Annotated in this window: 24 protein-coding genes; 19 read left to right on the top strand and 5 right to left on the bottom strand. The window is 71.6% G+C overall.

The genetic code is table 11. From position 1 onward, the window contains the following. Positions 1 to 412: 412 nt before the first annotated feature. From ACTHMF_RS09080 to ACTHMF_RS09020, 13 genes are all read left to right on the top strand, one after another. Complete coding sequence (locus tag ACTHMF_RS09080; protein WP_314149004.1) at positions 413 to 754, top strand: flagellar basal body rod protein FlgB; 342 nt, start codon at positions 413 to 415, stop codon at positions 752 to 754. A 37-nt stretch (positions 755 to 791) separates the two neighbouring features. Continuing rightward, positions 792 to 1184: a flagellar basal body rod protein FlgC gene (locus ACTHMF_RS09075; protein ID WP_314149005.1), complete on the top strand. Its 393-nt coding sequence runs from the start codon at positions 792 to 794 to the stop codon at positions 1182 to 1184. Then, a complete protein-coding gene (gene fliE, locus ACTHMF_RS09070; protein WP_314149006.1) occupies positions 1184 to 1492 on the top strand; it encodes a flagellar hook-basal body complex protein FliE in 309 nt (102 codons plus the stop codon). Before ACTHMF_RS09075 ends, fliE begins: the two co-directional genes overlap by 1 nt. Next, complete coding sequence (fliF, locus tag ACTHMF_RS09065) at positions 1492 to 3090, top strand: flagellar basal-body MS-ring/collar protein FliF (protein ID WP_440317181.1); 1599 nt, start codon at positions 1492 to 1494, stop codon at positions 3088 to 3090. The genes fliE and fliF overlap by 1 nt, the downstream gene beginning before the upstream one ends. Next, positions 3087 to 4103, top strand: coding sequence for a flagellar motor switch protein FliG (gene fliG / locus ACTHMF_RS09060; RefSeq protein WP_314149008.1), 1017 nt, complete (start codon positions 3087 to 3089; stop codon positions 4101 to 4103). The genes fliF and fliG overlap by 4 nt, the downstream gene beginning before the upstream one ends. After that, a complete protein-coding gene (locus ACTHMF_RS09055; RefSeq protein WP_440317180.1) occupies positions 4093 to 4695 on the top strand; it encodes a FliH/SctL family protein in 603 nt (200 codons plus the stop codon). Before fliG ends, ACTHMF_RS09055 begins: the two co-directional genes overlap by 11 nt. Beyond that, the gene (locus tag ACTHMF_RS09050; RefSeq protein WP_314149913.1) at positions 4692 to 6002 is read left to right on the top strand and encodes a FliI/YscN family ATPase; all 1311 of its coding nucleotides are present in this window, start codon (positions 4692 to 4694) and stop codon (positions 6000 to 6002) included. The genes ACTHMF_RS09055 and ACTHMF_RS09050 overlap by 4 nt, the downstream gene beginning before the upstream one ends. After that, on the top strand, positions 6002 to 6448 hold the full coding sequence (locus tag ACTHMF_RS09045; RefSeq protein ID WP_440317179.1) for a hypothetical protein: 447 nt from the start codon (positions 6002 to 6004) through the stop codon (positions 6446 to 6448). The genes ACTHMF_RS09050 and ACTHMF_RS09045 overlap by 1 nt, the downstream gene beginning before the upstream one ends. Next, positions 6445 to 7209, top strand: a complete 765-nt coding sequence (locus ACTHMF_RS09040; protein WP_440317178.1) for a C40 family peptidase — start codon at positions 6445 to 6447, stop codon at positions 7207 to 7209. Before ACTHMF_RS09045 ends, ACTHMF_RS09040 begins: the two co-directional genes overlap by 4 nt. Further along, positions 7206 to 8609: a flagellar hook-length control protein FliK gene (locus tag ACTHMF_RS09035; protein WP_440317177.1), complete on the top strand. Its 1404-nt coding sequence runs from the start codon at positions 7206 to 7208 to the stop codon at positions 8607 to 8609. Before ACTHMF_RS09040 ends, ACTHMF_RS09035 begins: the two co-directional genes overlap by 4 nt. Before the next feature lie 18 nt (positions 8610 to 8627). Further along, on the top strand, positions 8628 to 9083 hold the full coding sequence (locus ACTHMF_RS09030) for a flagellar hook capping FlgD N-terminal domain-containing protein (RefSeq protein ID WP_314148924.1): 456 nt from the start codon (positions 8628 to 8630) through the stop codon (positions 9081 to 9083). A 25-nt stretch (positions 9084 to 9108) separates the two neighbouring features. Further along, the gene (locus ACTHMF_RS09025; protein ID WP_440317176.1) at positions 9109 to 10281 is read left to right on the top strand and encodes a flagellar hook protein FlgE; all 1173 of its coding nucleotides are present in this window, start codon (positions 9109 to 9111) and stop codon (positions 10279 to 10281) included. A 169-nt stretch (positions 10282 to 10450) separates the two neighbouring features. Next, positions 10451 to 11200, top strand: a complete 750-nt coding sequence (locus ACTHMF_RS09020) for an ABC transporter permease (protein WP_440317175.1) — start codon at positions 10451 to 10453, stop codon at positions 11198 to 11200. A 73-nt stretch (positions 11201 to 11273) separates the two neighbouring features. On the opposite strand, the gene ACTHMF_RS09015 is transcribed toward ACTHMF_RS09020, so the two are convergent. The 3 genes from ACTHMF_RS09015 to ACTHMF_RS09005 are packed head-to-tail and all read right to left on the bottom strand — an operon-like array spanning position 11274 to position 13201. After that, positions 11274 to 12095: a flagellar motor protein MotB gene (locus ACTHMF_RS09015; protein WP_314148921.1), complete on the bottom strand. Its 822-nt coding sequence runs from the start codon at positions 12093 to 12095 to the stop codon at positions 11274 to 11276. A 1-nt stretch (position 12096) separates the two neighbouring features. Next, positions 12097 to 12903, bottom strand: coding sequence for a motility protein A (locus ACTHMF_RS09010; RefSeq protein ID WP_314148920.1), 807 nt, complete (start codon positions 12901 to 12903; stop codon positions 12097 to 12099). Positions 12904 to 12919: 16 nt separating this feature from the next. Next, a complete protein-coding gene (locus tag ACTHMF_RS09005) occupies positions 12920 to 13201 on the bottom strand; it encodes a flagellar FlbD family protein (RefSeq protein ID WP_314148919.1) in 282 nt (93 codons plus the stop codon). A gap of 135 nt (positions 13202 to 13336) precedes the next feature. On the opposite strand from ACTHMF_RS09005, the gene ACTHMF_RS09000 reads away from it, so the two are divergent. The 4 genes from ACTHMF_RS09000 to ACTHMF_RS08985 all read left to right on the top strand — a co-directional run bounded on the left by ACTHMF_RS09000 (position 13337) and on the right by ACTHMF_RS08985 (position 17746). Continuing rightward, positions 13337 to 14212: a flagellar motor switch protein FliM gene (locus ACTHMF_RS09000; RefSeq protein WP_314148918.1), complete on the top strand. Its 876-nt coding sequence runs from the start codon at positions 13337 to 13339 to the stop codon at positions 14210 to 14212. A gap of 4 nt (positions 14213 to 14216) precedes the next feature. After that, positions 14217 to 14933 (top strand): flagellar motor switch protein FliN, encoded by a 717-nt coding sequence (gene fliN / locus ACTHMF_RS08995; protein WP_314148917.1) that lies wholly within the window; start codon positions 14217 to 14219, stop codon positions 14931 to 14933. Between the two features lie 158 nt (positions 14934 to 15091). Next, on the top strand, positions 15092 to 16720 hold the full coding sequence (locus ACTHMF_RS08990; RefSeq protein WP_440317174.1) for an acyl-CoA synthetase: 1629 nt from the start codon (positions 15092 to 15094) through the stop codon (positions 16718 to 16720). Between the two features lie 27 nt (positions 16721 to 16747). Beyond that, positions 16748 to 17746, top strand: a complete 999-nt coding sequence (locus ACTHMF_RS08985; protein ID WP_440317173.1) for a VOC family protein — start codon at positions 16748 to 16750, stop codon at positions 17744 to 17746. Between the two features lie 3 nt (positions 17747 to 17749). On the opposite strand, the gene ACTHMF_RS08980 is transcribed toward ACTHMF_RS08985, so the two are convergent. Further along, the gene (locus ACTHMF_RS08980; RefSeq protein WP_440317172.1) at positions 17750 to 18520 is read right to left on the bottom strand and encodes an IclR family transcriptional regulator; all 771 of its coding nucleotides are present in this window, start codon (positions 18518 to 18520) and stop codon (positions 17750 to 17752) included. A gap of 118 nt (positions 18521 to 18638) precedes the next feature. Between ACTHMF_RS08980 and ACTHMF_RS08975 the strand changes: the two genes are divergently transcribed. After that, entirely contained in the window at positions 18639 to 19214 is a 576-nt protein-coding gene (locus ACTHMF_RS08975) for a helix-turn-helix domain-containing protein (protein ID WP_440317171.1), read from the top strand. Positions 19215 to 19223: 9 nt separating this feature from the next. Here ACTHMF_RS08975 and ACTHMF_RS08970 read toward each other — a convergent pair whose 3' ends face one another. Beyond that, a complete protein-coding gene (locus tag ACTHMF_RS08970) occupies positions 19224 to 20198 on the bottom strand; it encodes a zinc-binding dehydrogenase (protein WP_440317170.1) in 975 nt (324 codons plus the stop codon). A 100-nt stretch (positions 20199 to 20298) separates the two neighbouring features. Between ACTHMF_RS08970 and ACTHMF_RS08965 the strand changes: the two genes are divergently transcribed. Further along, complete coding sequence (locus ACTHMF_RS08965) at positions 20299 to 21114, top strand: 2-keto-4-pentenoate hydratase (RefSeq protein WP_440317169.1); 816 nt, start codon at positions 20299 to 20301, stop codon at positions 21112 to 21114. The last annotated feature ends 1 nt before the right edge of the window (position 21115 follow it).

Raw genomic sequence — 21115 nt, 5'->3', positions numbered from 1 at the left:
ACTATGGGGAGAACCCGTGGATGGGAGTGCGAAACGTGTGGAGGACACGCGCGGAATGTGTGGAATCTCAGAATTCCCAGGAAAGCGAAAACCGGTCTGACCAGCGTTTTCGGCGCAACAATCACGCATTCGAAAGTGCGTTCGAAAGCACACGGGTGTAGTTCACACACTGTGTAAGGCTGTGGATGAAGGTGTGGGATAACGCCGGCTTAGCCGGTTTCATCCACAGGCGGGTCGCGTTCCGCGGGGAGGGCGCGACACCTGCCGTTCACCGGGATCGGAACCACCCCGAACTGGGCACAGGCACCCCGCCTAACGCATACCGCGCCGTGGTCGATAGAGCGAATCGAGCACGGATCGCTCATCGACTGGCCACGGATGGGCCGCCCCCTCGACACCGATGGAGTGCAGTGTGCTCGAATCCGTGACCAGCGCCGCCCTGCTCAGCGCGCTCGACGGCCTCGCCGCGCGCCAGCGTGCGATCGCGAACAACATCGCCAACGTCAACACTCCCGGCTACACCGCGGAGCGGGTGTCGTTCGAGGACGCGCTCGCTGCCTCCGTCGAGCGCGGGGACGGTCACGTCGCGGCGACCACCGCCCGCTCGCTCGAGCCGACCAGGCTCGACGGCAACAACGTCAACCTCGACACCGAGACGCTCTCCAACGTCGACACGGTGCTCCGCTTCCAGTTCGCGTCGCAGGCCGCAGGCAACCAGTTCTCGGCCGTCCGCGCCGCGCTGAAGACGACCTGACCCGGCGACGACGACCCAGACCGAGAGGACGCACCCCATGACCTTCGACGCGATCGGGATCGCGGGCACCGGGCTCACCCTGCACCGCAAGTGGCTGGACGCGATCAGCGACAACCTCGCCAACATCAACACCGCGAAGCCCACCGACGGCGCCGCCTTCCAGGCGCGGTACATCGTCGCGCAGGAGGGGGAGGGCGTCTCCGGCGCGTACGTCGCGGGCGCCGCGTACGGCAGCGCGGAGGGCCGGATGGTCTACGAGCCGAACAACCCGGTCGCGGACGCGAACGGCTACGTCCGCTACCCCGACATCGACCTCTCCGAGCAGATGGGCGCGCTGATCATGGCGCAGCGCGGCTACCAGGCGAACGCCGCGGTGGTCGACCGTGCGAAGGAGTCCTACCAGGCCGCTCTGCAGATCGGAAAGAACTGATGCCCATCCCCGCGATCGGATCGATCGGCGCCGTCGACGCCACCACCAGCGCCGCGGGCGCGGCCACCGCGACTTCGGGAACCGGGGGAGCGGCGTTCGGCGACGCGCTCACCAGCGCCGTCGACAACCTCCAGCAGCTGCAGGGCACGAGCGACACCCTCGCGATCAAGGCCGTCACCGGCAACCTCGACGACATCCACGACGCGACCATCGCCGCCACCCGCGCGCAGGTCACCATGGAGCTCGTCGCCGGCGTCCGCAACAAGGCCGTCGACGCGTTCAACGAGATCATGCGGATGCAGGCCTGATGCCTCAGCAGGTGACGAGCTTCTTCCGGCGGATCGGGGACACGATCCGCGGGTTCAGCGTGGCCCAGCGGGTCATCGCCGTCCTGGGCATCGCCGTGATCGCGCTCGGCGCGACCGGGCTGGCGATGTGGGCGTCCCAGCCGTCGTACACGCCGCTGTTCTCCGGGCTGCAGGCGTCCGACGCGTCCTCGATCGTCGACCAGCTGCGCACCGACGGCGTCCCGTACGAGCTGACGGACGGCGGGTCCACGATCATGGTCCCGCAGCAGAAGGTCTACGACGAGCGGCTCAAGGCCGCGTCCGCCGGGCTGCCGACCTCCACCTCGGGCGGCTACTCGCTGCTCGACAAGATGGGCGTGACGTCGTCCGAGTTCCAGCAGTCGGTGACCTACAAGCGTGCGATGGAGGGCGAGCTCGCCAACACCATCGGCGCCATGAAGGGCGTGAAGACCGCGTCCGTGCGCCTGGCGATCCCCGAGGACACCGTTTTCGTGTCCGAGAAGAAGGACCCGACGGCCTCGGTGTTCGTGGAGACGCAGAACGGCGTCACGCTGACGTCCGACCAGGTGCAGGCGATCGTCCACCTGACCAGCGCCGCCGTCACGGGCATGAAGCCGACCGACGTGGCAGTCGTCGACGCGGACGGCACGGTGCTCAGCACCGTCGGCGCCGGCGCGACCGGGGGAACGGACAAGCAGGCGACGACGTACGAGACCAGGGTCAAGTCGGCCGTGCAGGAGATGCTCGACAAGGTCGTCGGCCCCGGCAACGCCACGGTCGCGGTGGCCGCCGACGTCAGCACCGAGTCCGCGCAGCGCACCGAGGAGTCGTACACGACCCCGACGAACGCGCCGTCGCTCAGCGAGACCACGCAGAAGGAGACCTACACCGGGACGGGAGGCGGCGCGGCCGGTGTGCTCGGCCCCGACAACATCGCGGTCCCGAACGGCACCAACGGCAACGGCAGCTTCAGCTCGGAGTCGGCCACCAAGGACAATGCGGTGGACAAGGTCACCGAGCAGCGCACCATCCCCGCCGGCGCGGTCACCAGGCAGACGGTCTCCGTCGCGCTCAACTCGGACGCGGTCGGCAACGTGAGCGCCAACGAGATCCGCAACCTGGTCAACGCCGCAGCCGGCATCGACACCGCGCGCGGCGACGCCGTGAGCGTCGAGATGGTGCCGTTCAGCACGGCGGGCGCGAAGGAGGCGGCCAAGGCCATCCAGGAGGCGAAGGACGCGGCCGCCGCGGACCAGCTGAGCGGGATCATCCGCAGCACGATCATCGGCGCGGCCATCGTCGCCGCCGCGATCATCGCCTTCGCCCTGTTCCGGCGCAGCCGCAAGCGCGCCGCCGAGCAGGCGGAGCTGGATGCCGAGGCGGCCGACACCCTCGCGCTCGACCAGCTGCCGTTCCCGATCGCGCTCGACCCGGCGCCGCCGACCGTGCCGATGCAGCTCGACCCGCTCCCGGACCCCGAGGGACCGGAGCTCGAGGCCGAGCGCCGCCGCGCGGAGATCGAGGCCCTGGCCGAGCGCGACCCGCAGAAGACGGCTGAGTACCTGCGCAGCCTGATGGAGGACCGGGCGGGCGTATGACCGACACCAAGAGCCAGCTGACCGGCGCCCAGAAGGTCGCCGTCGTGCTGATGAACATGGACCAGCAGCGCGCGGCCCAGGTGATGAAGCAGTTCTCCGACGAGGAGGCCGACGAGATCACCGCGGAGATCCTGCGGCTGCGGCGCGTGGACCCCGGGATCGCCGAGAAGGCGCTGAACGAGTTCCACGACATCACCACCCGCGGCGCCGTCACCCGCGGCGGCCGCGACATCGCCGTCGGGCTGCTCGAGGCGTCGTTCGGCGCCGAGCGGGCGACCGGCGTCCTCAACCGCGTGGCGTCGAGCCTCGCAGGCAAGCAGTTCGAGTTCCTGGACGCGGTGGAGCCGGGGCAGGTGCAGATGCTGCTGGCGGGGGAGCTGCCGCAGACCAGCGCCCTGGTGCTCGCGCACCTGCGCGCGGACCACGCCTCGCGCATCCTCGCGGGCCTGGACGACACGGCGCGCACCGAGGTGGCGCACGCGATCGCGACCATGGGCTCGCCGAGCCCGGACGCAGTGCGCGTGGTCGCGGACACCCTCAAGCAGCGCGCGAGCGCGGTGGTCGCGGCGCGAACGTCCTCCGACTCCGTCGGCGGCATCCAGCCGCTCGTCGACATCATCAACCGGGCGGACGCCAGCACCGAGAAGGCGCTGCTGGAGGCGCTGGAGCAGCGCGATCCTGCACTCGCCGAAGAGGTGCGCTCGCGCATGCTGACCTTCGAGGACATCGTCCGGCTGGAGGCGCGCGACGTGCAGCAGGTGCTGCGCGGCGTCGACGCTGCGGTGCTCGCCGTCGCCATGAAGGGTGCGCCCGACGCGGTGGCCGAGGTCATCACGACCAATCTGTCCGAGCGGAACCGCGAGGTGCTCGAGGACGAGATCCGCATCCTCGGCCCGGTGCGGCTCTCGCAGGTCGAGGATGCGCGCGCGGCCATCGTCCGTGCTATCCGCGACCTGGAGGCGACGGGCGCGATCACCGTGCAGCGCGGGGACGAGGACGCGTATGTCGAATGACGTCGCCTTCGCGCCGCTCGCTGTGCCGGTCCTCGCGGAGACCGAGGATCAGCACGCGGCGATGACCGCCGCCCGCTCGCGCGGGTACGCGGCGGGTTACGCCGCGGGCCTGCGGGCGGCAGCGGAGGAGCAGGCGCGGTGGCTGGCGGACGCGGAGGCGGCGCGGGCGGCCGAGGCCGCGGAGGCCGCGGACCGGGTGCGCATCCTCATGACGGCGCTGCACACGGCGGCCGTCGAACTGCGCGAGGCGACGGTCCCGGTGCTGGAGGAGGCGGAGGGGACGCTCGCGGCGGCGGCGTTCGCGCTCGCCGGAGCGGTGGTCGGCGACGCGCTGGCCGACCGGCTCGCCGCGGCGCGGGCTGCCGTCGCGCGGGTGCTGAGCGACCCGGCCGGGGGAGCGGTGGCGACCATCCGGATGCACCCGGAGGACGTCGCCCTGCTCGCGGGCCGGGAGGGCGCGCCCGCGTCCGACCCGCGGATCGTGGCGGACGCCGCCCTGAACCGCGGCGACGCGATCGGCGAGCTGCCGGACGGCTGGCTCGACGCCCGCATCCACGCGGCGCTGGAGCGTGCGAAGGGCGCGATCGGATGAGCGTGCTCGCGGGGTGGCAGGCGGCCGTGGCGGCCGCCCGTCCTGAGCGCGTCGGCCGGGTGACCGGCGTGGTCGGGCTCGGAGCGGAGATCGAGGGCGTCGCCGCCGCGATCGGAGACCTCGTGGTGATCGGCGAGGATCCCGGCGTGCACGCCGAGGTCGTCGCGACGACGGCGTCCGGTGCGCGCGTCATGCCGTACGGTCGGCTGACCGGTGTCGCGGCCGGGGCGCCGGTGCGCGCCGTCAGCACGCCGCTGCTCGTCCCGACCGGCGCCGGGATGCTCGGACGCGTCATCGACGCACTCGGCAGGCCGGTCGACGGCCGGGGACCGATCGAGCCGGACGGCTTCGTGCCCCTCGACAACCGCGCGCCGGACGCGATGCGCCGGGCGCGCATCCTGAACCCGCTCGGTCTCGGCGTGCGCGTGCTCGACACGATGGTGAGCGCGGGACGCGGCCAGCGCCTGGGGCTGTTCGCCGGGTCGGGCGTCGGCAAGTCGTCGCTGCTGTCGATGATCGCGCGCGGGACCGAGGCGGACGTCTCGGTCATCGCGCTGGTGGGGGAGCGCGGTCGCGAGGTGCGCGAGTTCCTCGAGGACGACCTCGGGCCCGCCGGTCTCGCCCGCTCCGTGGTGGTCGTCGCGACCTCCGACGAGCCGGCCGTCATGCGGCTGCGCGCCGCGTTCGCGGCCACCAGGATCGCCGAGGCGTTCCGCGACCAGGGCCGCGACGTGGTGCTGATGATGGACTCGCTGACGCGCGTCGCGATGGCGCAGCGCGAGATCGGCCTCTCCGCGGGCGAGCCGCCGGCGACGCGTGGCTACCCGCCGTCGACGTTCTCGCTGCTGGCGCAGCTGCTGGAGCGCGCGGGCACCGGCGAGACCGGCTCGATCACCGGCCTCTACACGGTGCTCGTGGACGGCGACGACCACAACGAGCCGATCGCCGACGCCGCCCGCAGCATCCTCGACGGGCACGTGGTGCTCGACCGTCGGCTGTCCGTCGTCGGGCACTTCCCGTCCGTGGACGTGCTCGGCTCGGTCTCGCGGCTCGCCTCCCGCGTCACGACGCCGGAGCAGCGCGCCGCCGCCACCGCGCTCCGAAGCGTTCTGGCCGCGAAGGTGGGCGCGCAGGACCTGCTCGACGTCGGCGCGTACAAGCCGGGAACCAACCCGAAGGTGGACGCCGCGGTCGCGAACGAGGACGCGATCAACGCGTTCCTGCGTCAGGGCATCGGCGAGCCGGCGCCGCTCACGGATTCGTGGGGGCGCCTCGGCGCCCTCGTCGCAGGGATGGGAGTGGTCTGATGGCACGAGCGTTCCCCTTGGCCGGGCTGCTGCGGCTTCGCCAGATCGAGAAGGAGCACGCGGCGAGCGACCTGGCGGCCGCGAACGCGCTGCGGAGGACTGCCCAGGACAGGCAGGCCAGCGCCATCGCCGCGCTGCACGCGGTCCCGGTGGAGGCGACGGACTCGTCGACGCTGTTCGCGCTCGCCGCGGCGCGCGCATCGACGCGCAGCATGCTGACCGATCTGTCCGCCCTCGCGGAACAGGCGGAGGCGCAGGCGGCGACCGCGCAGGCGGCGTTCACCGAGGCAAAGAAGCGCGCGGTCGGGCTGGAGAAGCTCGAGAACCGGCACCGGGCCGAGGTGGTCGCGGGCGAGCTGGGCGCGGAGCAGGCGGCCATCGACGAGATCGCGACCGGCGCATGGCTGCGCGAGAGGGTCGCGGGCGAAGGAAGGGGAGAGGCGTGAGTGTCACGGACGCCATCGGCAGGATCGCGCAGATCCAGGCGACACTGGTGCAGCTGGACAGCGTGGGGAAGGGCGCGACGGCGACGTCGAGCCCGTCCGCGGCGTCGGGTTCGGGAGCGACGGACTTCGCGGACGCGCTCGCGGGAGCGCTCGGCACCTCGGGAACGGCGGGGGCGACGGGCGCGACCGGCGCGACGGGCGCGACGGCGGGCGGCGGCACCGTCACCGGCGCCGACGTGGTCGCGGACGCGAAGAAGTACCTGGGCGTTCCGTACGTCTTCGGCGGCACCAGCGCGTCCGGGCTGGACTGCTCCGGCCTCGTCCAGCGCGTGTTCAAGGACCTCGGGATCGACGTCCCGCGGCTGGTCTCCGGGCAGTCGACGGTCGGCACCGAGGTGCCGTCGCTGGCGCAAGCGCAGCCGGGCGACCTCATCGTCTGCAACGGCGGCGAGCACATCGTCATCTACGCGGGGAACGGCAAGGTCATCCACGCGCCGAGCGAGGGACGCAACGTCAGCCTGGTCGACAACTGGCTGGACGACTCCGACATCGTCACGATCCGGCGGGTCGTTCCGCAGGCGCAGACGGCGTCCGCTGCGGTGTCGTCGGGGCTGGCCTCGATGTCGGGGCTGGCGGGGATGTCCGGGATGTCCGGACTCTCCGGGCTGTCCGGGCTTGCCGGCTCCGGCACGTCGGCCTCGTCGCAGACGGCGATGCTGCAGGCGCTCTTCGCCTCCCTCGTGAAGGGCGGCAGCCTGTGAGCCCGGTGACGGCGGCGGCGCCGGCACCCGCCGCGCCCGCCGCGACGGGAAGCGCCGGGAAGCCGGGGCCGAACCGAGGCGGGGACGCGTTCGCTGCGTTCCTGCACGGGGCCGCGTCCGCCCAGGACGCGGGGACGCGCGTCGACGGGCGACCGGCACGCGGGAACGACGCGGACCGCGCGGGGGAGGCCAAACCGCACGGCCGGAACGCCCGCGCCGGCGCGAGGGGCACCGCTGCGGACGAGGCGACGGCCGCCGGGGGCGCGGCGGCTCCCGATGACGCGTCCGCTTCGACGGCGCCCGCGACACCTGCCGCTCCGGTTGCGGCGACGCCCGGCGTCGTCGCCGCGGAGCCCATCCCCTCCGCGGTACCGACGCCCGCTGCGGCGGCGGCGGTGACCGCTGCGGACCCGTCCGCGGACGTGAAGGCGCCCGCCGCCACGGCGCCGGCGATCGCGGGCACCGTTGCCGTCATGCCCTCCGCCGCGCCGGCCCCGGTCGACGTCGCGCCGACCGTCGGGGGACCGGCGGCGCCGGCCGCCTCCACTCCGGCCGTGCCGCTCGCGCCGGCCGCCGTCCCGTCCACGCCGCGCCCCGCAGCGGAAGGCTCGCGAACCGCCGCGGCTCCCGCGCCCGCCGCACCGGTCACCGCCGGAGCGGAGGGAACTGCGGTCGCCTCGGCCGCGGGAACCGCCGCGACAGCGCCCGCGCCCGAACCGGCACCCGCATCCGCGCCAGCCGCGAGCCAGGCGGCGCCCGCGCAGCCCGCTCCCGCTGCGGTGCTCCCGGACACCGCGGGCGAGCAGGGATCCGCCTCCCGCGACCGGCACCAGCAGGCGCCCGTCCCGGTCGGGCCGGCGGCCGAGCCTCACCAGACCGCGCCCGCCGCGCCCGTCGCCGTCGCTCCGGCCCCGGCCGCCGCTCCCGTCGCCGCGCCCGCAGCGGCGGCACCGGCGACGGCGACGCCGACCTCCGCCCCGACCCTGGGGGCCCAGCTCACGCGTCCCGTCTTCACGCTGGCCGCGGCAGGGCGCGGCGAGCACGTGATGACCGTGCACGTCACGCCCGACACGCTCGGTCCCGTCACCGTGCGGGCGCACGTCGGGGCCGAGGGCGTGCGCGTCGAGCTGTTCGCGCCAACCGATGCCGCGCGGGATGCGCTGCGCGCGATCCTCCCCGACCTGCGTCGCGACCTCGGCGGCGCCGGCCTCTCCGGCACCCTCGACCTCTCCGCACAGAGCCAGCCGTCCCCGCAGCGGGACGCTCCGGGCGGCTGGCGCCCGAGCCTGCCCGACCGCGGCAGTGGCGACGCGCCGGACGCGGAGCAGCGCCGAACACCGACCGGCGACCGCGCCCCCGCTGGCGACGGCCGCGCCCACTCGATCGACCTCATCGTCTAGACACCGAAAGGAGCCACCGTGGCAGTCGACCCCGTCACCGGAACCGACACCGCCTCCACCGGCGGCATCTACACCACCGCACCGACGCGCGTGCCCAAGCAGTCGCTGGACGGCGAGGCGTTCATGCAGCTGCTCGTCACCCAGCTGCGCAACCAGGACCCGAGCTCGCCGATGGACACCAACCAGATGATCGCGCAGACCACCCAGCTGGCCATGATGGAGAAGCTCACCAACATGGACACCACCAACCAGGAGGCGTTCGCGCTGCAGATGCGCACCTCCGCCGCGGCCCTCATCGGGCACACGGTGAGCTACCTCGACAAGAACGGCGACACCCAGACCGGCGTCGCCTCCTCCGTCTCCTACGCCGGTGCCGTTCCCGTCGTCACCGTCGGCGACAAGCAGATCAACCTGGACGCCATCCTCGGCGTCGTCACCCCCTCCACGTCCGCGTCGGCTTCGACGCCCGCCTGACGGCGGAACACAGAAAGGCAGCGCCATGCTCCGTTCGCTCTACTCCGGAATCTCCGGACTCCGCTCGCACCAGACCATGCTCGACGTCACCGGCAACAACATCGCCAACGTCAACACCACGGCGTTCAAGTCGTCCGCCGTGCAGTTCCAGGACACGCTGTCCCAGCTCGTCCAGGGTGCAGGCGGCCCGCAGGCGCAGACCGGCGGCACCAACCCCGCCCAGATCGGCCTCGGCGTGCTCGTCGCCGGGATCTCCACCAACTTCACCCAGGGTGCGGCGCAGGCCACCGGCCGCCCGACCGACATGATGATCAACGGCGACGGCTTCTTCGTCACCAAGGTCGGCGGCGAGACGGTCTACACGCGCGCCGGCTCGTTCGACCCGGACGCGCTCGGCCGCTTGGTCGGCCCCGGCGGTGCGATCCTGCAGGGCTGGAACGCGGTCAACGGCGTCGTGCAGCAGGGCGGCGCGCTCACCGACGTCACCATCCCGCTCAAGGCCGTCGCTCCGGCATCGGCGACGACGACCGCGTCGGTGACCGGCAACCTGCCCTCGGACGCCGCCGACGGCTCCCAGCTCGTGCGCGACGTCTCCGTCTACGACGCGAACGGCACCGAGCGCAAGCTCACGCTGACCTTCACGAAGACCGCCGCCGGCTGGAACGTCGCGGGCACCGACGCGAACGGCACCACCGCGAACGGAGCCCTGGTCTTCGACAAGGGCGTGCTGACGAGCGGCGGCTCGCTCGCGATCGGCGGCATCACCGTGGACCTGTCGACCAGCACCGGCTACGCGGGGATGACGACGGTCGCGTTCAAGGAGCAGAACGGCCGCGCGGCGGGCACCCTCGAATCCTTCACCCTGTCCAAGGACGGCACGATCATCGGCCTGTTCTCGAACGGCGACAAGCAGGCCGTCGGCCGGATCGCGCTGGCGACCTTCGTGAACCCGGGCGGCCTCGAGAAGGCCGGCGGCTCGACCTACCGCGCCACGGTCAACTCGGGCGCGGCGCAGGTGGGCGGCCCCGGCGAGGACGGCCTCGGCAGCCTGCAGGGCGGCTCGCTGGAGATGTCCAACGTCGACCTCTCGCAGGAGTTCACCAACCTGATCGTCGCCCAGCGCGGCTTCCAGGCGAACGCCCGCATCATCACCACCTCGGACGAGGTGCTGCAGGAGCTCACGAACCTGAAGCGCTGATCCTGCGGGACCGGAACGGAGGACGGCAAGGCGCTGCGCGCCAGTTTCGTCCTCCGTTCCCGTCATTTAGCGGCGTGCCGCCCTCGGAATCCTCCCTTTCGGACTGCGACGCGTAGGCCGAGGACGCGGGTGCCCATGCCTCAAGCATCCCGCCGCGTAGGCTCGACGCGTGCCCATCGTCCGCGAGCTCGCGCCCACCCTGCTCGGCGTTGCCCTGCTGGCGCTGCTGGCCACCGCGGTGCTCGCGGCGTACCGCGTCCCGCACCGCTGGGCGCCGCTGCTGGCGATCCTGCGCGGGGCAGCCCAGCTCGCGGTCATCAGCGTGGTGCTCGCGGGCGTCATCACGAACCCGGTGTGGGTCGCGCTCGCGCTGCTCGTCATGTTCGGCGTCGCCGCGGCCACCGCCACGCACAGGATCGGCTGGTCGCTGCCGCACGGGACCATGATGGCCGTGGCGATGGCGACGGGCGTCGTCGTCACCTTCACGGTGGTCTTCGCGACCGGGGCCATCGAGTTCAGCGCGCGCTACGCGCTGGCGATCGGCGGCATCGTCATCGGCAACTCGATGAGCATCGCCACGCTCTCCGGCCGCCGGTTCACGGAGGCGGTCGACGACCACTGGGACGAGGTGGAGGGCTGGCTCGCGCTCGGCGCCACCCCGCGCCAGTCAACGCTGGAACAGGCGCGCACCGCGGTCTACTCTGCGCTCATCCCGAGCGTGGACCAGACCAAGACGACCGGCCTCGTCACGCTGCCCGGCGCGTTCGTGGGCGCGATCTTCGGCGGCGTCTCGCCCCTGGAGGCGGGCCGGTTCCAGGTCGTCGTGCTCGCGGCGATCATGTGCGCCGGCTCGATCACCGCGGGGATCGTCGCCGCCTGGCTGGCGCCGGTGCGGGTGCGGCCGGCGCGGCTGCGGTAGGGGAACGACGCGCTCGCGGAGTTTCAGGGACCGAGGAGCGCGAGCGGCACGACGGCAACACCGTCGGACGTCCTCACCCGCTCGCCCCCGCCGTCGTCGTCGCCGACTGCAGCGCCTTCGGGATGAGCTCGCGGATGCGTTCCGGCTGGTTCGACAGGACCACCACGTCCACGCGGCGGTTCTGGGCGAGGTCCTGGTCGGAGGAGCCGGTGGCCGAGGCCAGCGGGCGTGCCGAGCCGTAGCTCACCGCGGCGATGCGCGCGGCGGGGAAGCCGTTGCTCTCCACGAGGTGGCGCAGGACGCTCGTCGCACGGCCGGCGGAGAGCTCCCAGTTGGTGGGGTAGGGGGCGCCCGGCTGGCGGAAGTCGGCGTGCCCCTCGATCGACACCTGGTACGGCTCGGGGGAGAGCACCGGGCCGATGTCGTTGAGCACCTGCACCGCCTGCGCGCTCAGCTCGGCGCGGTTGGAGGCGAAGAACGTCGAGCTGCCGACGAGGCCGATGGTGAGGCCGCGCTGGTCGATCTTCATCTGCACCGCGTCCTGCAGGCCGTCGCGGGTGAGGCTCGCCTGGATCTTGTCCTTCAGCTTCTCCAGGTTCTGCGCCTCCTGCTGGGCCAGCGCGAAGTCGGTCGTCGTCCCGTTGTCCTTCACGTGCGCCGGGGGCACGACGACGCCGGTCGCGGTGTCGATCTTCTCGGTCTTGACCTGGCCGAAGCCCGTCGCGAGCGAGTTCTTCAGGGCCTCGAACTTCTTGGCGTCCACCGTCGACATGGCGAAGAGGACGATGAACATGCACATGAGCACGGTGACCATGTCCATGTAGGAGGCCATCCAGCGCTCCTCGTTCTCGTGCTCCTCCTCTTCCTGGTGCTTGCGCCGGCGGCGGGCGGACATGTCAGGCCGCTTCCTTCTCGGGTGCGGGGACGGCCTTCGGGCCCTTCGCCGGCTTGGCGGAGTCGCCGTCCGGGACCATGGCGCGCAGGCGCTCGCCGAGGAGGCGCGGCTGGCTTCCCGCCTGGACGGCGAGGACGCCCTCCATGAGCAGGTTCATCCGCTCGACGTCCAGCTCGGAGAGCCGGCGCAGCCGCGCGCCGATCGGCAGCCAGAGGAAGTTGGCGGAGAGCAGGCCCCACAGGGTCGCGACGAAGGCGCTGGCGATCATCGGGCCGAGCTCGGCGGGCTGGGACAGGTTCTCCAGCACGTGCGTCAGCGAGACGACCGTGCCGATGATGCCGATGGTGGGCGCGTAACCGCCCATGCCGGAGAAGAACTTGGCCGCGACGCGGTCCTTCTTCGACCGGGTGGCGATCTCGTCCTCGAGCAGCACGCGCAGCTCGTCGCCGTCCGTGCCGTCCGCGATGTTCTGCAGGGCGCGCTTGAGGAACGGGTCGTCGATCCCGTCGGCCTCCTGCTCCATCGCGAGCAGGCCGTTCGCCCTCGCCTTCTCGGCCAGGCCGACCACCTGGTCGATGACCTTCTGCGGCGGCTCGATCTTGCCGCGGAAGGCACGCGGGAGCGCCTTCACCGCCACGAGGAAGTCCTTGAGCGTGCCGCTCGCGATCCCGACCGCGATCGTCGCCCCGAACACGAGCACCATCGGGGCCGGCAGCACGAGCGCGCTCAAGTGCGCGCCCTCCATCGTGACCATCGCCACGACGGCGCCGAAGGCCAGGACGATCCCGATGATCGTTGCCGGATCCATGCTGAGTCTCTCCTCGCTACTTCTTCCTGGCACGGAGCGGTACCGCCGGCGCCGTCTCCGCCTCGGGCAGCGGGACGGGCACGGGACGCGGACCGGATGCGGGCATCTCGTGCGCGAGCGCGATGACCCGCGCACGGTATGCGGCGATCTTCTCGATGACCTCGGCCATCGACTCCGTGACGATGAACTTGGCCCCGTCCACCATCACGAGGGTGGTGTCCGGACTGGCGTGGATGCGCTCGATGAGGTCGGGGTTGACCGCAAACTGGCTGTCGTTCAATCGGGTGACGACGATCATGGGCGCGAATCCTGGTCTCGGCTCCGGGTGAGCCGTCACAGGGCCACTATCGGCGCACCCCGGTCGGTCGTTAGGGGGACCGGGATGTGCGCCGACCTGCTAACGACACCCGGCGGGCTGCCGATAGTGCCTCCCGTGACCACCCTGCAGGCCCCAGCGCCGGAGATCCCGGCCTACGACTTCCGGCGGCCGACCACGCTCGCCCGCGAGCACTCGCGCGTGCTGGAGCTGGCCTTCGAGACCTTCGCGCGGCAGTGGGCGACGCAGCTGACGGCCAAGGTCCGCGTGCTCTCGCAGGTCACCTGCGAGCGCGTCGCGATGCAGACGTACGACGAGTACGCGGCCTCGCTGCCCGCGACGACGGCGATGGTGCTGTGCGAGCTGGAAGGGGTCGCCCCGAAGGGCGTCATCCAGTTCCCGACGACCGCCGCGCTCTCCTGGGTGAACGCGATGCTCGGCGGATCCGGGGTCCCGGTCCAGGCCGAGCGCACGTTCACGCAGATCGAGCACGCGCTCGTCCGCCGGCTGATGGACGACGCGCTGGAGGACCTGCGCTACTCCCTCGGCAGCATCCTGGCGACGCCGATCGCGGTGGACGCCATCCAGTACAACTCGCAGTTCGCCCAGGCGGCGGCGACGAACGAGCTGATGATCGTGGCCGGGTTCGAGCTGCGCGTCGGCGACTCGGTCGCCATGTCGACGCTCGCCCTCCCGGCGTCCGTGCTGCTCCCGCAGCTCGGCGAGACCAATCCGACGTCGAGCGCCGAGGACGCCAGGGAGCTCGTGGATGCGCAGCTCGCCCGCGTGCCCGTCGACGTCTCGCTGCGGCTGGCGCCGGCGACCGTGAAGCCGAGCGTGGTGCTCGGCCTCGCGGTGGGCGACGTGCTGCCGCTCCCGCACCCGCACCACCGACCGTTCGATCTCGCCGTGGGCGGCCAGCCCGTCGCCGGCGCCGCGCTGGGCTCCAGCGGGAGCAGGCTCGCCTGCGTGATCGTGAAGACAGAGGACTGAACCGATGAACATGGCCATCGCATCCGGCGCCGCGCTCTCCCTCGGGCAGGCGCAGGCGGCAGCAGAGGCGCTCGCCGCCGTGCTGCCGACCGGCGCTCCGCTGACCCCGCTGCTGCACACCGGCGACGCGTTCGCCGGCCGCACCGGCAGCGCCGTGGTCGCGAGCTTCGTCGGCGCCGTCTCCGCGGACCTGGCCGTCGTCCTGCTGGAGGCTCCCGCGCTCGTCGACGACGGGGTGGACGGCGCACCGGTCGTTGCGCTGCAGGACGTGCTGCAGCCGGCCCTGGAGGCCGCGAGCGACACCCTCGGCGCCGGCGTGCTGGACGACGCCCGCGTGCAGGACGCCGCAGAGCTGTTCGCCGACCCCGCCGCGACCGTCTTCGAGCTGACCGGAGCGACCGGCGTCGCCGGCTGGTTCGCGGTCCGCGGACGCGGCCCGATCGACCGCCCGGCCCCCGCCTCGGCGATCGCCGGCAAGCTCGCCAGGATCAGCAACGTGGAGATGGCGCTCACGGTCGAGATCGGCCGCACCAGGATGGCCGTCCGCGACGTGCTCTCGATGGAGCCGGGCGCCGTCATCGAGCTCGACCGCTCCGCCGGGTCCCCCGCGGACGTGCTCCTCAACGGCCGGCTGATCGCGCACGGCGAGATCGTGGTCGTCGACCAGGACTACGCCGTGCGCATCACCAAGATCCTGGACGCCGCGGAAGAGCTGGACTGAGGGCGAGCGCCGCCGCCGGCGGCGCAGCGAGCAGCCTCGCCGTCACACTGGTTCGGTCTCGGCCACGTTCCGTCGTCCGGAACGACCGGCCTCGGCGACCGCGCACCGGCGACAGTCTTGTTCTCGGACACCGTCGTCCGGGCCAGGAGGTGCTCGTCATGAGCAACAACGACATCAGTGCGATTCCGTTGATCGAGCGGTACCGCAGAATCCACGGCGACGCCGTCGCCGTTCTCTACGAAGGCCGCGAGGTCACGTACTCCGAGCTGTACGCGATCGCCGGACGGTTCGCCGCCGGGCTCCGTGCGGACGGGGTCGGACCGGGAGACAGGGTCGCCTACGCGGGACTGAACAGCCTCACCTTCCTGGTCACCTACTTCGCTTCCATCTGGGTGGGCGCCGCCTTCCTGCCGCTGAACTTCCGGCTCGCCGGCCCGGAGCTTCGCGTCGTCCTGGAGGACGCCAGGCCGGATGTGCTGGTGGCGGAGCCCGACCACGCCGCGACGGTCGACGGGTTCCTTCCGGAACTGCGGATCCGACGCGCTCTCGTGGTGGACGACGATCAGGCGGTCGCGTCAACCGCCTCAGTCGCCGGCGGTTGGGAGTCCTTCCTGGGCTTCCGGACCGCGGAGACCGGTCCCATCCCGCATGTCCCGCAGCATGAGAACGATCTGGCCGCGCTGCTTTACACCTCGGGAACGACCGGGAAGCCGAAGGGGGCCATGCTGACGCATGGCAATCTGTGGTGGAACTGGGTGAACGTGGACGCTGTGGTGGACACGCGGGTGGGGGACGTCAACCTCGCGATCGCCCCGTTGTTCCACATCGGCGGCTTCAACGCCGTGACGTTGCGCACCCTCACGCGCGGAGGGACGGTCGTCGTCCGGCGCGTGTTCGATCCGGCGCAAGCGCTCGAGGACCTCGCCGCGCACGGAGTGAACAGCATGTTCGTCGTCCCGGCGATGCTGGCGGCCATCCAACGGCAACCGGGCTTCGCCGACGCCGACCTGTCCCAGCTCCGGTCCACCATCGTCGCCGGCTCGCCGGTGCCGCCCGCGCTGATCGCGGCGTACGTCGAGAAGGACGTCGCCATCCAGCAGGCCTGGGGCCTGACCGAGACCTCACCGTTCGCCACCTATCTGGAGGCGGGGATGACCTCCGCCAAGCTCGGCTCCTGCGGCATCCCGATGCCGTACACGGAGGTCAAGGTGGTCGACCCGGTGACCCTCGCTGAGGTCGACGAGCCCGAGGCGACGGGTGAGCTCTGGGTGCGCGGACCGAACGTGTGCCACGGCTACTGGAACAATCCGGCGGCAACGCAGAACGTCTTCACGCCGGACGGCTGGTTCCGAACCGGCGACCTCGGTTACTCCGATGACGACGGATACCTGTTCGTCGTCGATCGGCTCAAGGACATGGTCATCACGGGCGGCGAGAACGTCTATCCAGCGGAGCTCGAGAACGCGCTGAACGGCCACCCCGCTGTGACGGATGTCGCGGTGATCGGGGTGCCGGACCCGGCGTGGGGGGAGGCGGTGTGCGCCGTCGTCGCGTTCGCGGGCGACCCGCTCACGCTCGAAGACCTGCGCGAGTGGCTGTCCTCTCGGATCGCCCGCTACAAGCTCCCGCGCAGGCTGGTGGTGCTCGACGCCGTTCCGCACAACGGCGCAGGCAAGCTCGACAAGCCGTACATCCGGCGCCTCGTACAGGAACTCGATGACGCCGAGTCGACCTCGACGGAATCGGCCCCGTTCACCGAGGCCATCCGCGCCGTCACGAATCGCTGACCGGTCAGACACGAAAGGACCACCCTCATGGGCAGACTCTCCGACTCCTACGATCCCGGCCCCCAGGTCGCCCAGTGCGGAGCCATCAACCTCGGCACCAAGGACCTCGTGGCCTCGCTGCACTTCTTCTCCGACCTCCTCGGCATGGAGATCGTCGAGCGCGCAGGGGACACGGCCTACTTGCGGGGCAATCAGGAGCTCACGCACCACTCGCTCGTGCTCACGCAGCAGGCCGAGAGCATCGTCAACTCCTACAGTTTCCGTGTGAAGCGGCCGCAGGACGTCGAACTGTTCGCCGAGGAGTTGGAACGGCAGGAGATCGAGGCAGTCGAGGTGCCGAGCGGAGCCGAGTCCGGCCGCGGCACCGCCGTCCGTTTCCTGCTGCCGGGTGGCGGCCATCCTTTCGAGCTGTACTACGACATCGAGAAGCCGCTCGCCGTCCCCGAACTGCGGTCGACGCTTCCGAGCAACAGCTCCAAGCGGAGAGGGCTCGGAGTGCGCAGGATCGACCACTTCAACATCCAGACGTCACGCGAGACCATCAACCAGGCGGAGAGCTGGGTGCGTGAAACGCTCGGCTTCAACCGGCGCGAATACGCCCTGCACAGGGACGACACGACGGTGCTCGCTTCCTGGATGTCGGTGACCCCCCAAGTGCACGACCTGGCCATCGTGGCGAACACGTTCGGGAAGACCGGTCAGCTGCACCACGTCGCATTCAACCTCGAGAATCTGCACGACGTGCTCACGGCGGCGGACATCCTGCGCGACTACGACGTCACGTTCGACCTCGGCCCCGGCAAGCACGGCATCGGGCAGGCGATGTACCTGTACGTGATCGACCCCGGTTCGGGGCACCGCGTCGAGATCTACGCGGGCGGCTACCTGATCTTCGACCCCGATTGGGAGGCGATCAAGTGGGAGCGCGAGCAGTTCCCCGACGGGCTCACCTGGTACGGCGACCCGTTCGTCTACAAGGGCGACGCACGGAGCCTGGAGACGACGCCGTCCGCCGGTCTGCGCTGAACCTCATGCAGTGAGAATTCGCGCGGCCCGCGAGGCCGTGACGCAGACCCGGCGGAGAATGTGTTCGACCGACGCCGGGTTGAACGTCGCGGCGTCGCCCGAGACCGAGAGCGCCGCGATCGCAAGGCCGTTCGCTCCAAAGACGGGCGCGGCGACGCAGACCAAGGATTCCAGGGTCTCACCGCGGTCGACGGCGACTCCGGCGTGCCTGACCCTGCGCAATTCCTCCGCGAGCTCTGCTTCGCCCACGATCGTGCCGGCCGTCCACGCGCGGCGCGGGCTCGCGAGCGCGACGTGGGCGGCGCCTGCGTCGAAAGCGAGCAGCGCCTTGCCGACGCCCGTGCAGTAGGTGGGCATCCTGCCACCGATCCGGCTGGGGGAGCGCAGCCGCTGATGGCCCTCGAGCTTGTTCAGGTAGACCACATGGGATCCTCGAAGCATCGCCAGCTGAACCGTGCGGTGCGTGGCTTCGTACAAGTCGGCTAGATGCGGTGTCATGAGGTCGCGTACAGTGTCCAGATCGTGCGTGCTGGCCTGCGCGCCGAGGTCGTGGACGACGCGGCCGATCCGGTAGGCGGTGCCGGCCCGCTCAACGAAGCCGTTGCGCTCCAGCGTCGCGAGCAGCCGAAAAGTCGTGGACTTGCTGAGTTCGGCCCTTCGCGCGAGCTCGCTCACGCCGACGCCGACGTCCGCATCGGTTCCGAAGGCCCTGAGGACGCTCGTAGCCTTGTCGACCGCTGTCCTGCTGTCCCGTTCTCGACCGGTCTCTGCCATGTCTCCCGTCCGTTCCATCGGCGTTGATGGGGTCCGCTCAGTGTCGCGGATGCGCCAGAAGGCCGCGCAGAATCGTCCACTACAGTAGACATACGGACGCAGCAATGAGGTGTTCAAAATGACAGTCGGCCAACTCGTCGCCAGGAACGCCCGCCGGTTGCGTCACGAGCGCGGGCTCTCGCTCGGCGAACTCGCTCGACGTTCGCGGCTGGCAAAACAGACGATCGCGAGCGTCGAGGCCGCCTCCGGCAACCCAACCGTGGAGACGCTCGATCGGCTGGCCGACGGTCTCGGTGTCTCCGTGCGCGCGCTGCTCACCGAGTTCGGCAGCGAGCTGTCGATGACCTCCGAGCGCGACGCGCGCTGGACGAGAACGGGAGGAGTCGACGTGCGCCGCCTCGATCAGGTGTTCGGCTCCGGCTACGTCACGAACGTCGTGCTCCGGCTGACCGCGGCCCGTGGTGCAACGCGCCACAAGCCCATGAGCAGGGGCGCCCTGCGGCACTGCTATGTCATCGACGGCCGACTTCGACTGGGCTTGGAACCGGACCCGGCGATCGCGGAGCGCGGCGACTTCATCCGCTTTCCCGCCGACGCCGTGCATGTCTTCGAGGCGCTCACGCCGACCGCGACTCTCGTGGTGTGCACGACAGCGCCCCAGGTGTCGACGACACGGGTGGAACTCGGCTTCTGAGGAGCGCGTTCAGGAGTCCCCGAACTCGACGACGAGCTTACCCAGGACATCGCCCTCCAGAAGCCGGCCGAACCCGTCGCCGATGGCATCGAACGCGATCGGCTCGGCGACCGGTCGAACGCCGGTCGTGTCCAGGAAGCGCAGGAGCGCCTCGAACTCCCGCCGTGTGCAGCCGGTGGAGCCGAGCACGCTCAACTGCTGGTAGAAGACGCGCTGCAACTCGGCCGGCGGCATCGAGCCGCTGGTCGCCCCGGCGACGACGACCGTCCCGCCCGGCCGGAGCGAGCGCAGCGAATGGGCCCAGGTCGCTGCGCCGACCGTCTCGACGACGACATCCACACGCTCGGGGAGGCGCGCCCCCGGTTCGAACGCGGCGTGGGCACCGCAGTCGAGCGCGAACGCCCGCTTGCGCGCGCTGCGCGCCGTGGCGTACACGCGGGCGCCGGCGGCTGAGGCGAGCGCGATCGCGGCGCTCGCGACGCCGCCGCTCGCGCCCTGGACGAGCACCCGGTGGCCCGGCGCGACCCCGGAACGGCTGAACAGCATCCGGAAGGCGGTTCCCCATGCGACGCCTAGGCACGCCGCGTGCGCGAACGACAGCGACGCGGGCTTGGGGACGACCAGGGCGTCCGGCACGAGCACGACGTCCGCCAGCGTGCCGTCGATGGTCTCGGAGAGCAGGGCGCGCTCGGGGTCGAGCGTCAGGTCGCCGCCGCCGCGCGCGGCGTCGCCGATCACCGGGCGGATGACGACGTCGCGGCCATCATCGGTGACCCCCGCTCCGTCGCAGCCGAGGACGATCGGCAGCCGGTCGGCGGGATGGCCGACCCCGCGCAACGTCCAGGTGTCGTGCGGATTCAGCGACGCCGCCCGCAGCCGGATGCGGGTCCACCCCGCCCTCGGCTCAGGCACGGGGACCTCGAGCAGCCTGAGCCCGGCGAGCGGATCGGATTCGTTCTGGTCGAGGGCGACGGCGGCGCGCATGACCCGATCCTTCCGCCCCGAGCACCGGAGTGAGTCCGCACCGTTCCACCGCGCGGCACACGCGTTCGCGTGCCGCGCGGTGGCCGCAGAACATGGCTGAATGACGATCAGCACCGAGCGGGGCGCCGCAGAGTTGAAGCTCCTGGCCGACGCGCTCCACGAGGCGGAGGAATCGCTGTGCCCGATCCCGCCGCCCACCTCGCTCATCCCTGGGCTCACCGTGGACGACGCCTACCGAGTCCAGCGTGCGAACCTGCAGCGGCGGCTGGTCGCAGGCGAACGCGTTGTCGGCCGCAAGGTGGGCCTCACCTCCCTCGCGATGCAGCGCCAGCTCGGCGTCGACCAGCCGGACTTCGGCACGATCACCGACCGGATGGTGATCCCCGATGGCGGCGTCGTCGACATGGCAACTCTCATCGCGCCGAAGGTGGAGGCCGAGTTCGCCTTCCGGATCGGCAGCGACGTCGCGCGGGACGCCGGGCGGGACGATCTCGTCGCGGCGATCGACGGGGTCGCGGTCGCGCTGGAGATCATCGACTCGCGCATCCAGGACTGGCGGATCACGCTGGCGGACACAGTGGCGGACAACGCCTCCTCCGCCCGCATCGTATGCGGCGGCTTCCGCGCCGCCACTCCCGACCTGCTGGCAGAGCTGCCGTCCCAGGCGATCCAGCTCGACCGCGGCGGCGTCTCCGTCGCCGTCGGACCCGGCTCCGCGGTTCTCGGCGACCCGCTCGTCTCGCTCGGATGGCTCCTGACCGCCATCGGCGCGTACGGCGACGACTTCCGGGCGGGGGACGTCGTGCTCGCGGGCGCCGTCGCAGCCTCCGTCCCGCTGACGGCGGGCTCCGCCTGGACGGCTCGGGCGAGCGGATTCCCACCCGTCCGACTGCATTCGCTCCCGGAAGGACGATGAC

Source organism: Leifsonia sp., from assembly GCF_051955155.1.
Taxonomy (GTDB): domain Bacteria; phylum Actinomycetota; class Actinomycetes; order Actinomycetales; family Microbacteriaceae; genus Leifsonia.
The sequence above is the reverse complement of the archived record's forward strand: the minus strand, read 5'-3'. Positions and strand labels throughout refer to the sequence as shown.

What these genes read in the sequence shown, in the direction of transcription:
- ACTHMF_RS09075 (WP_314149005.1), top strand. Translation starts at nt 792, where the DNA reads ATGACCTTCGACGCGATCGGGATCGCGGGCACCGGGCTCACCCTGCAC.
- fliE (WP_314149006.1), top strand. Translation starts at nt 1,184, where the DNA reads ATGCCCATCCCCGCGATCGGATCGATCGGCGCCGTCGACGCCACCACC.
- fliF (WP_440317181.1), top strand. Translation starts at nt 1,492, where the DNA reads ATGCCTCAGCAGGTGACGAGCTTCTTCCGGCGGATCGGGGACACGATC.
- fliG (WP_314149008.1), top strand. Translation starts at nt 3,087, where the DNA reads ATGACCGACACCAAGAGCCAGCTGACCGGCGCCCAGAAGGTCGCCGTC.
- ACTHMF_RS09055 (WP_440317180.1), top strand. Translation starts at nt 4,093, where the DNA reads ATGTCGAATGACGTCGCCTTCGCGCCGCTCGCTGTGCCGGTCCTCGCG.
- ACTHMF_RS09050 (WP_314149913.1), top strand. Translation starts at nt 4,692, where the DNA reads ATGAGCGTGCTCGCGGGGTGGCAGGCGGCCGTGGCGGCCGCCCGTCCT.
- ACTHMF_RS09045 (WP_440317179.1), top strand. Translation starts at nt 6,002, where the DNA reads ATGGCACGAGCGTTCCCCTTGGCCGGGCTGCTGCGGCTTCGCCAGATC.
- ACTHMF_RS09025 (WP_440317176.1), top strand. Translation starts at nt 9,109, where the DNA reads ATGCTCCGTTCGCTCTACTCCGGAATCTCCGGACTCCGCTCGCACCAG.
- ACTHMF_RS09015 (WP_314148921.1), bottom strand. Translation starts at nt 12,095, where the DNA reads ATGTCCGCCCGCCGCCGGCGCAAGCACCAGGAAGAGGAGGAGCACGAG.
- ACTHMF_RS09010 (WP_314148920.1), bottom strand. Translation starts at nt 12,903, where the DNA reads ATGGATCCGGCAACGATCATCGGGATCGTCCTGGCCTTCGGCGCCGTC.
- ACTHMF_RS09005 (WP_314148919.1), bottom strand. Translation starts at nt 13,201, where the DNA reads ATGATCGTCGTCACCCGATTGAACGACAGCCAGTTTGCGGTCAACCCC.
- fliN (WP_314148917.1), top strand. Translation starts at nt 14,217, where the DNA reads ATGAACATGGCCATCGCATCCGGCGCCGCGCTCTCCCTCGGGCAGGCG.
- ACTHMF_RS08990 (WP_440317174.1), top strand. Translation starts at nt 15,092, where the DNA reads ATGAGCAACAACGACATCAGTGCGATTCCGTTGATCGAGCGGTACCGC.
- ACTHMF_RS08985 (WP_440317173.1), top strand. Translation starts at nt 16,748, where the DNA reads ATGGGCAGACTCTCCGACTCCTACGATCCCGGCCCCCAGGTCGCCCAG.
- ACTHMF_RS08980 (WP_440317172.1), bottom strand. Translation starts at nt 18,520, where the DNA reads ATGGCAGAGACCGGTCGAGAACGGGACAGCAGGACAGCGGTCGACAAG.
- ACTHMF_RS08975 (WP_440317171.1), top strand. Translation starts at nt 18,639, where the DNA reads ATGACAGTCGGCCAACTCGTCGCCAGGAACGCCCGCCGGTTGCGTCAC.
- ACTHMF_RS08970 (WP_440317170.1), bottom strand. Translation starts at nt 20,198, where the DNA reads ATGCGCGCCGCCGTCGCCCTCGACCAGAACGAATCCGATCCGCTCGCC.
- ACTHMF_RS08965 (WP_440317169.1), top strand. Translation starts at nt 20,299, where the DNA reads ATGACGATCAGCACCGAGCGGGGCGCCGCAGAGTTGAAGCTCCTGGCC.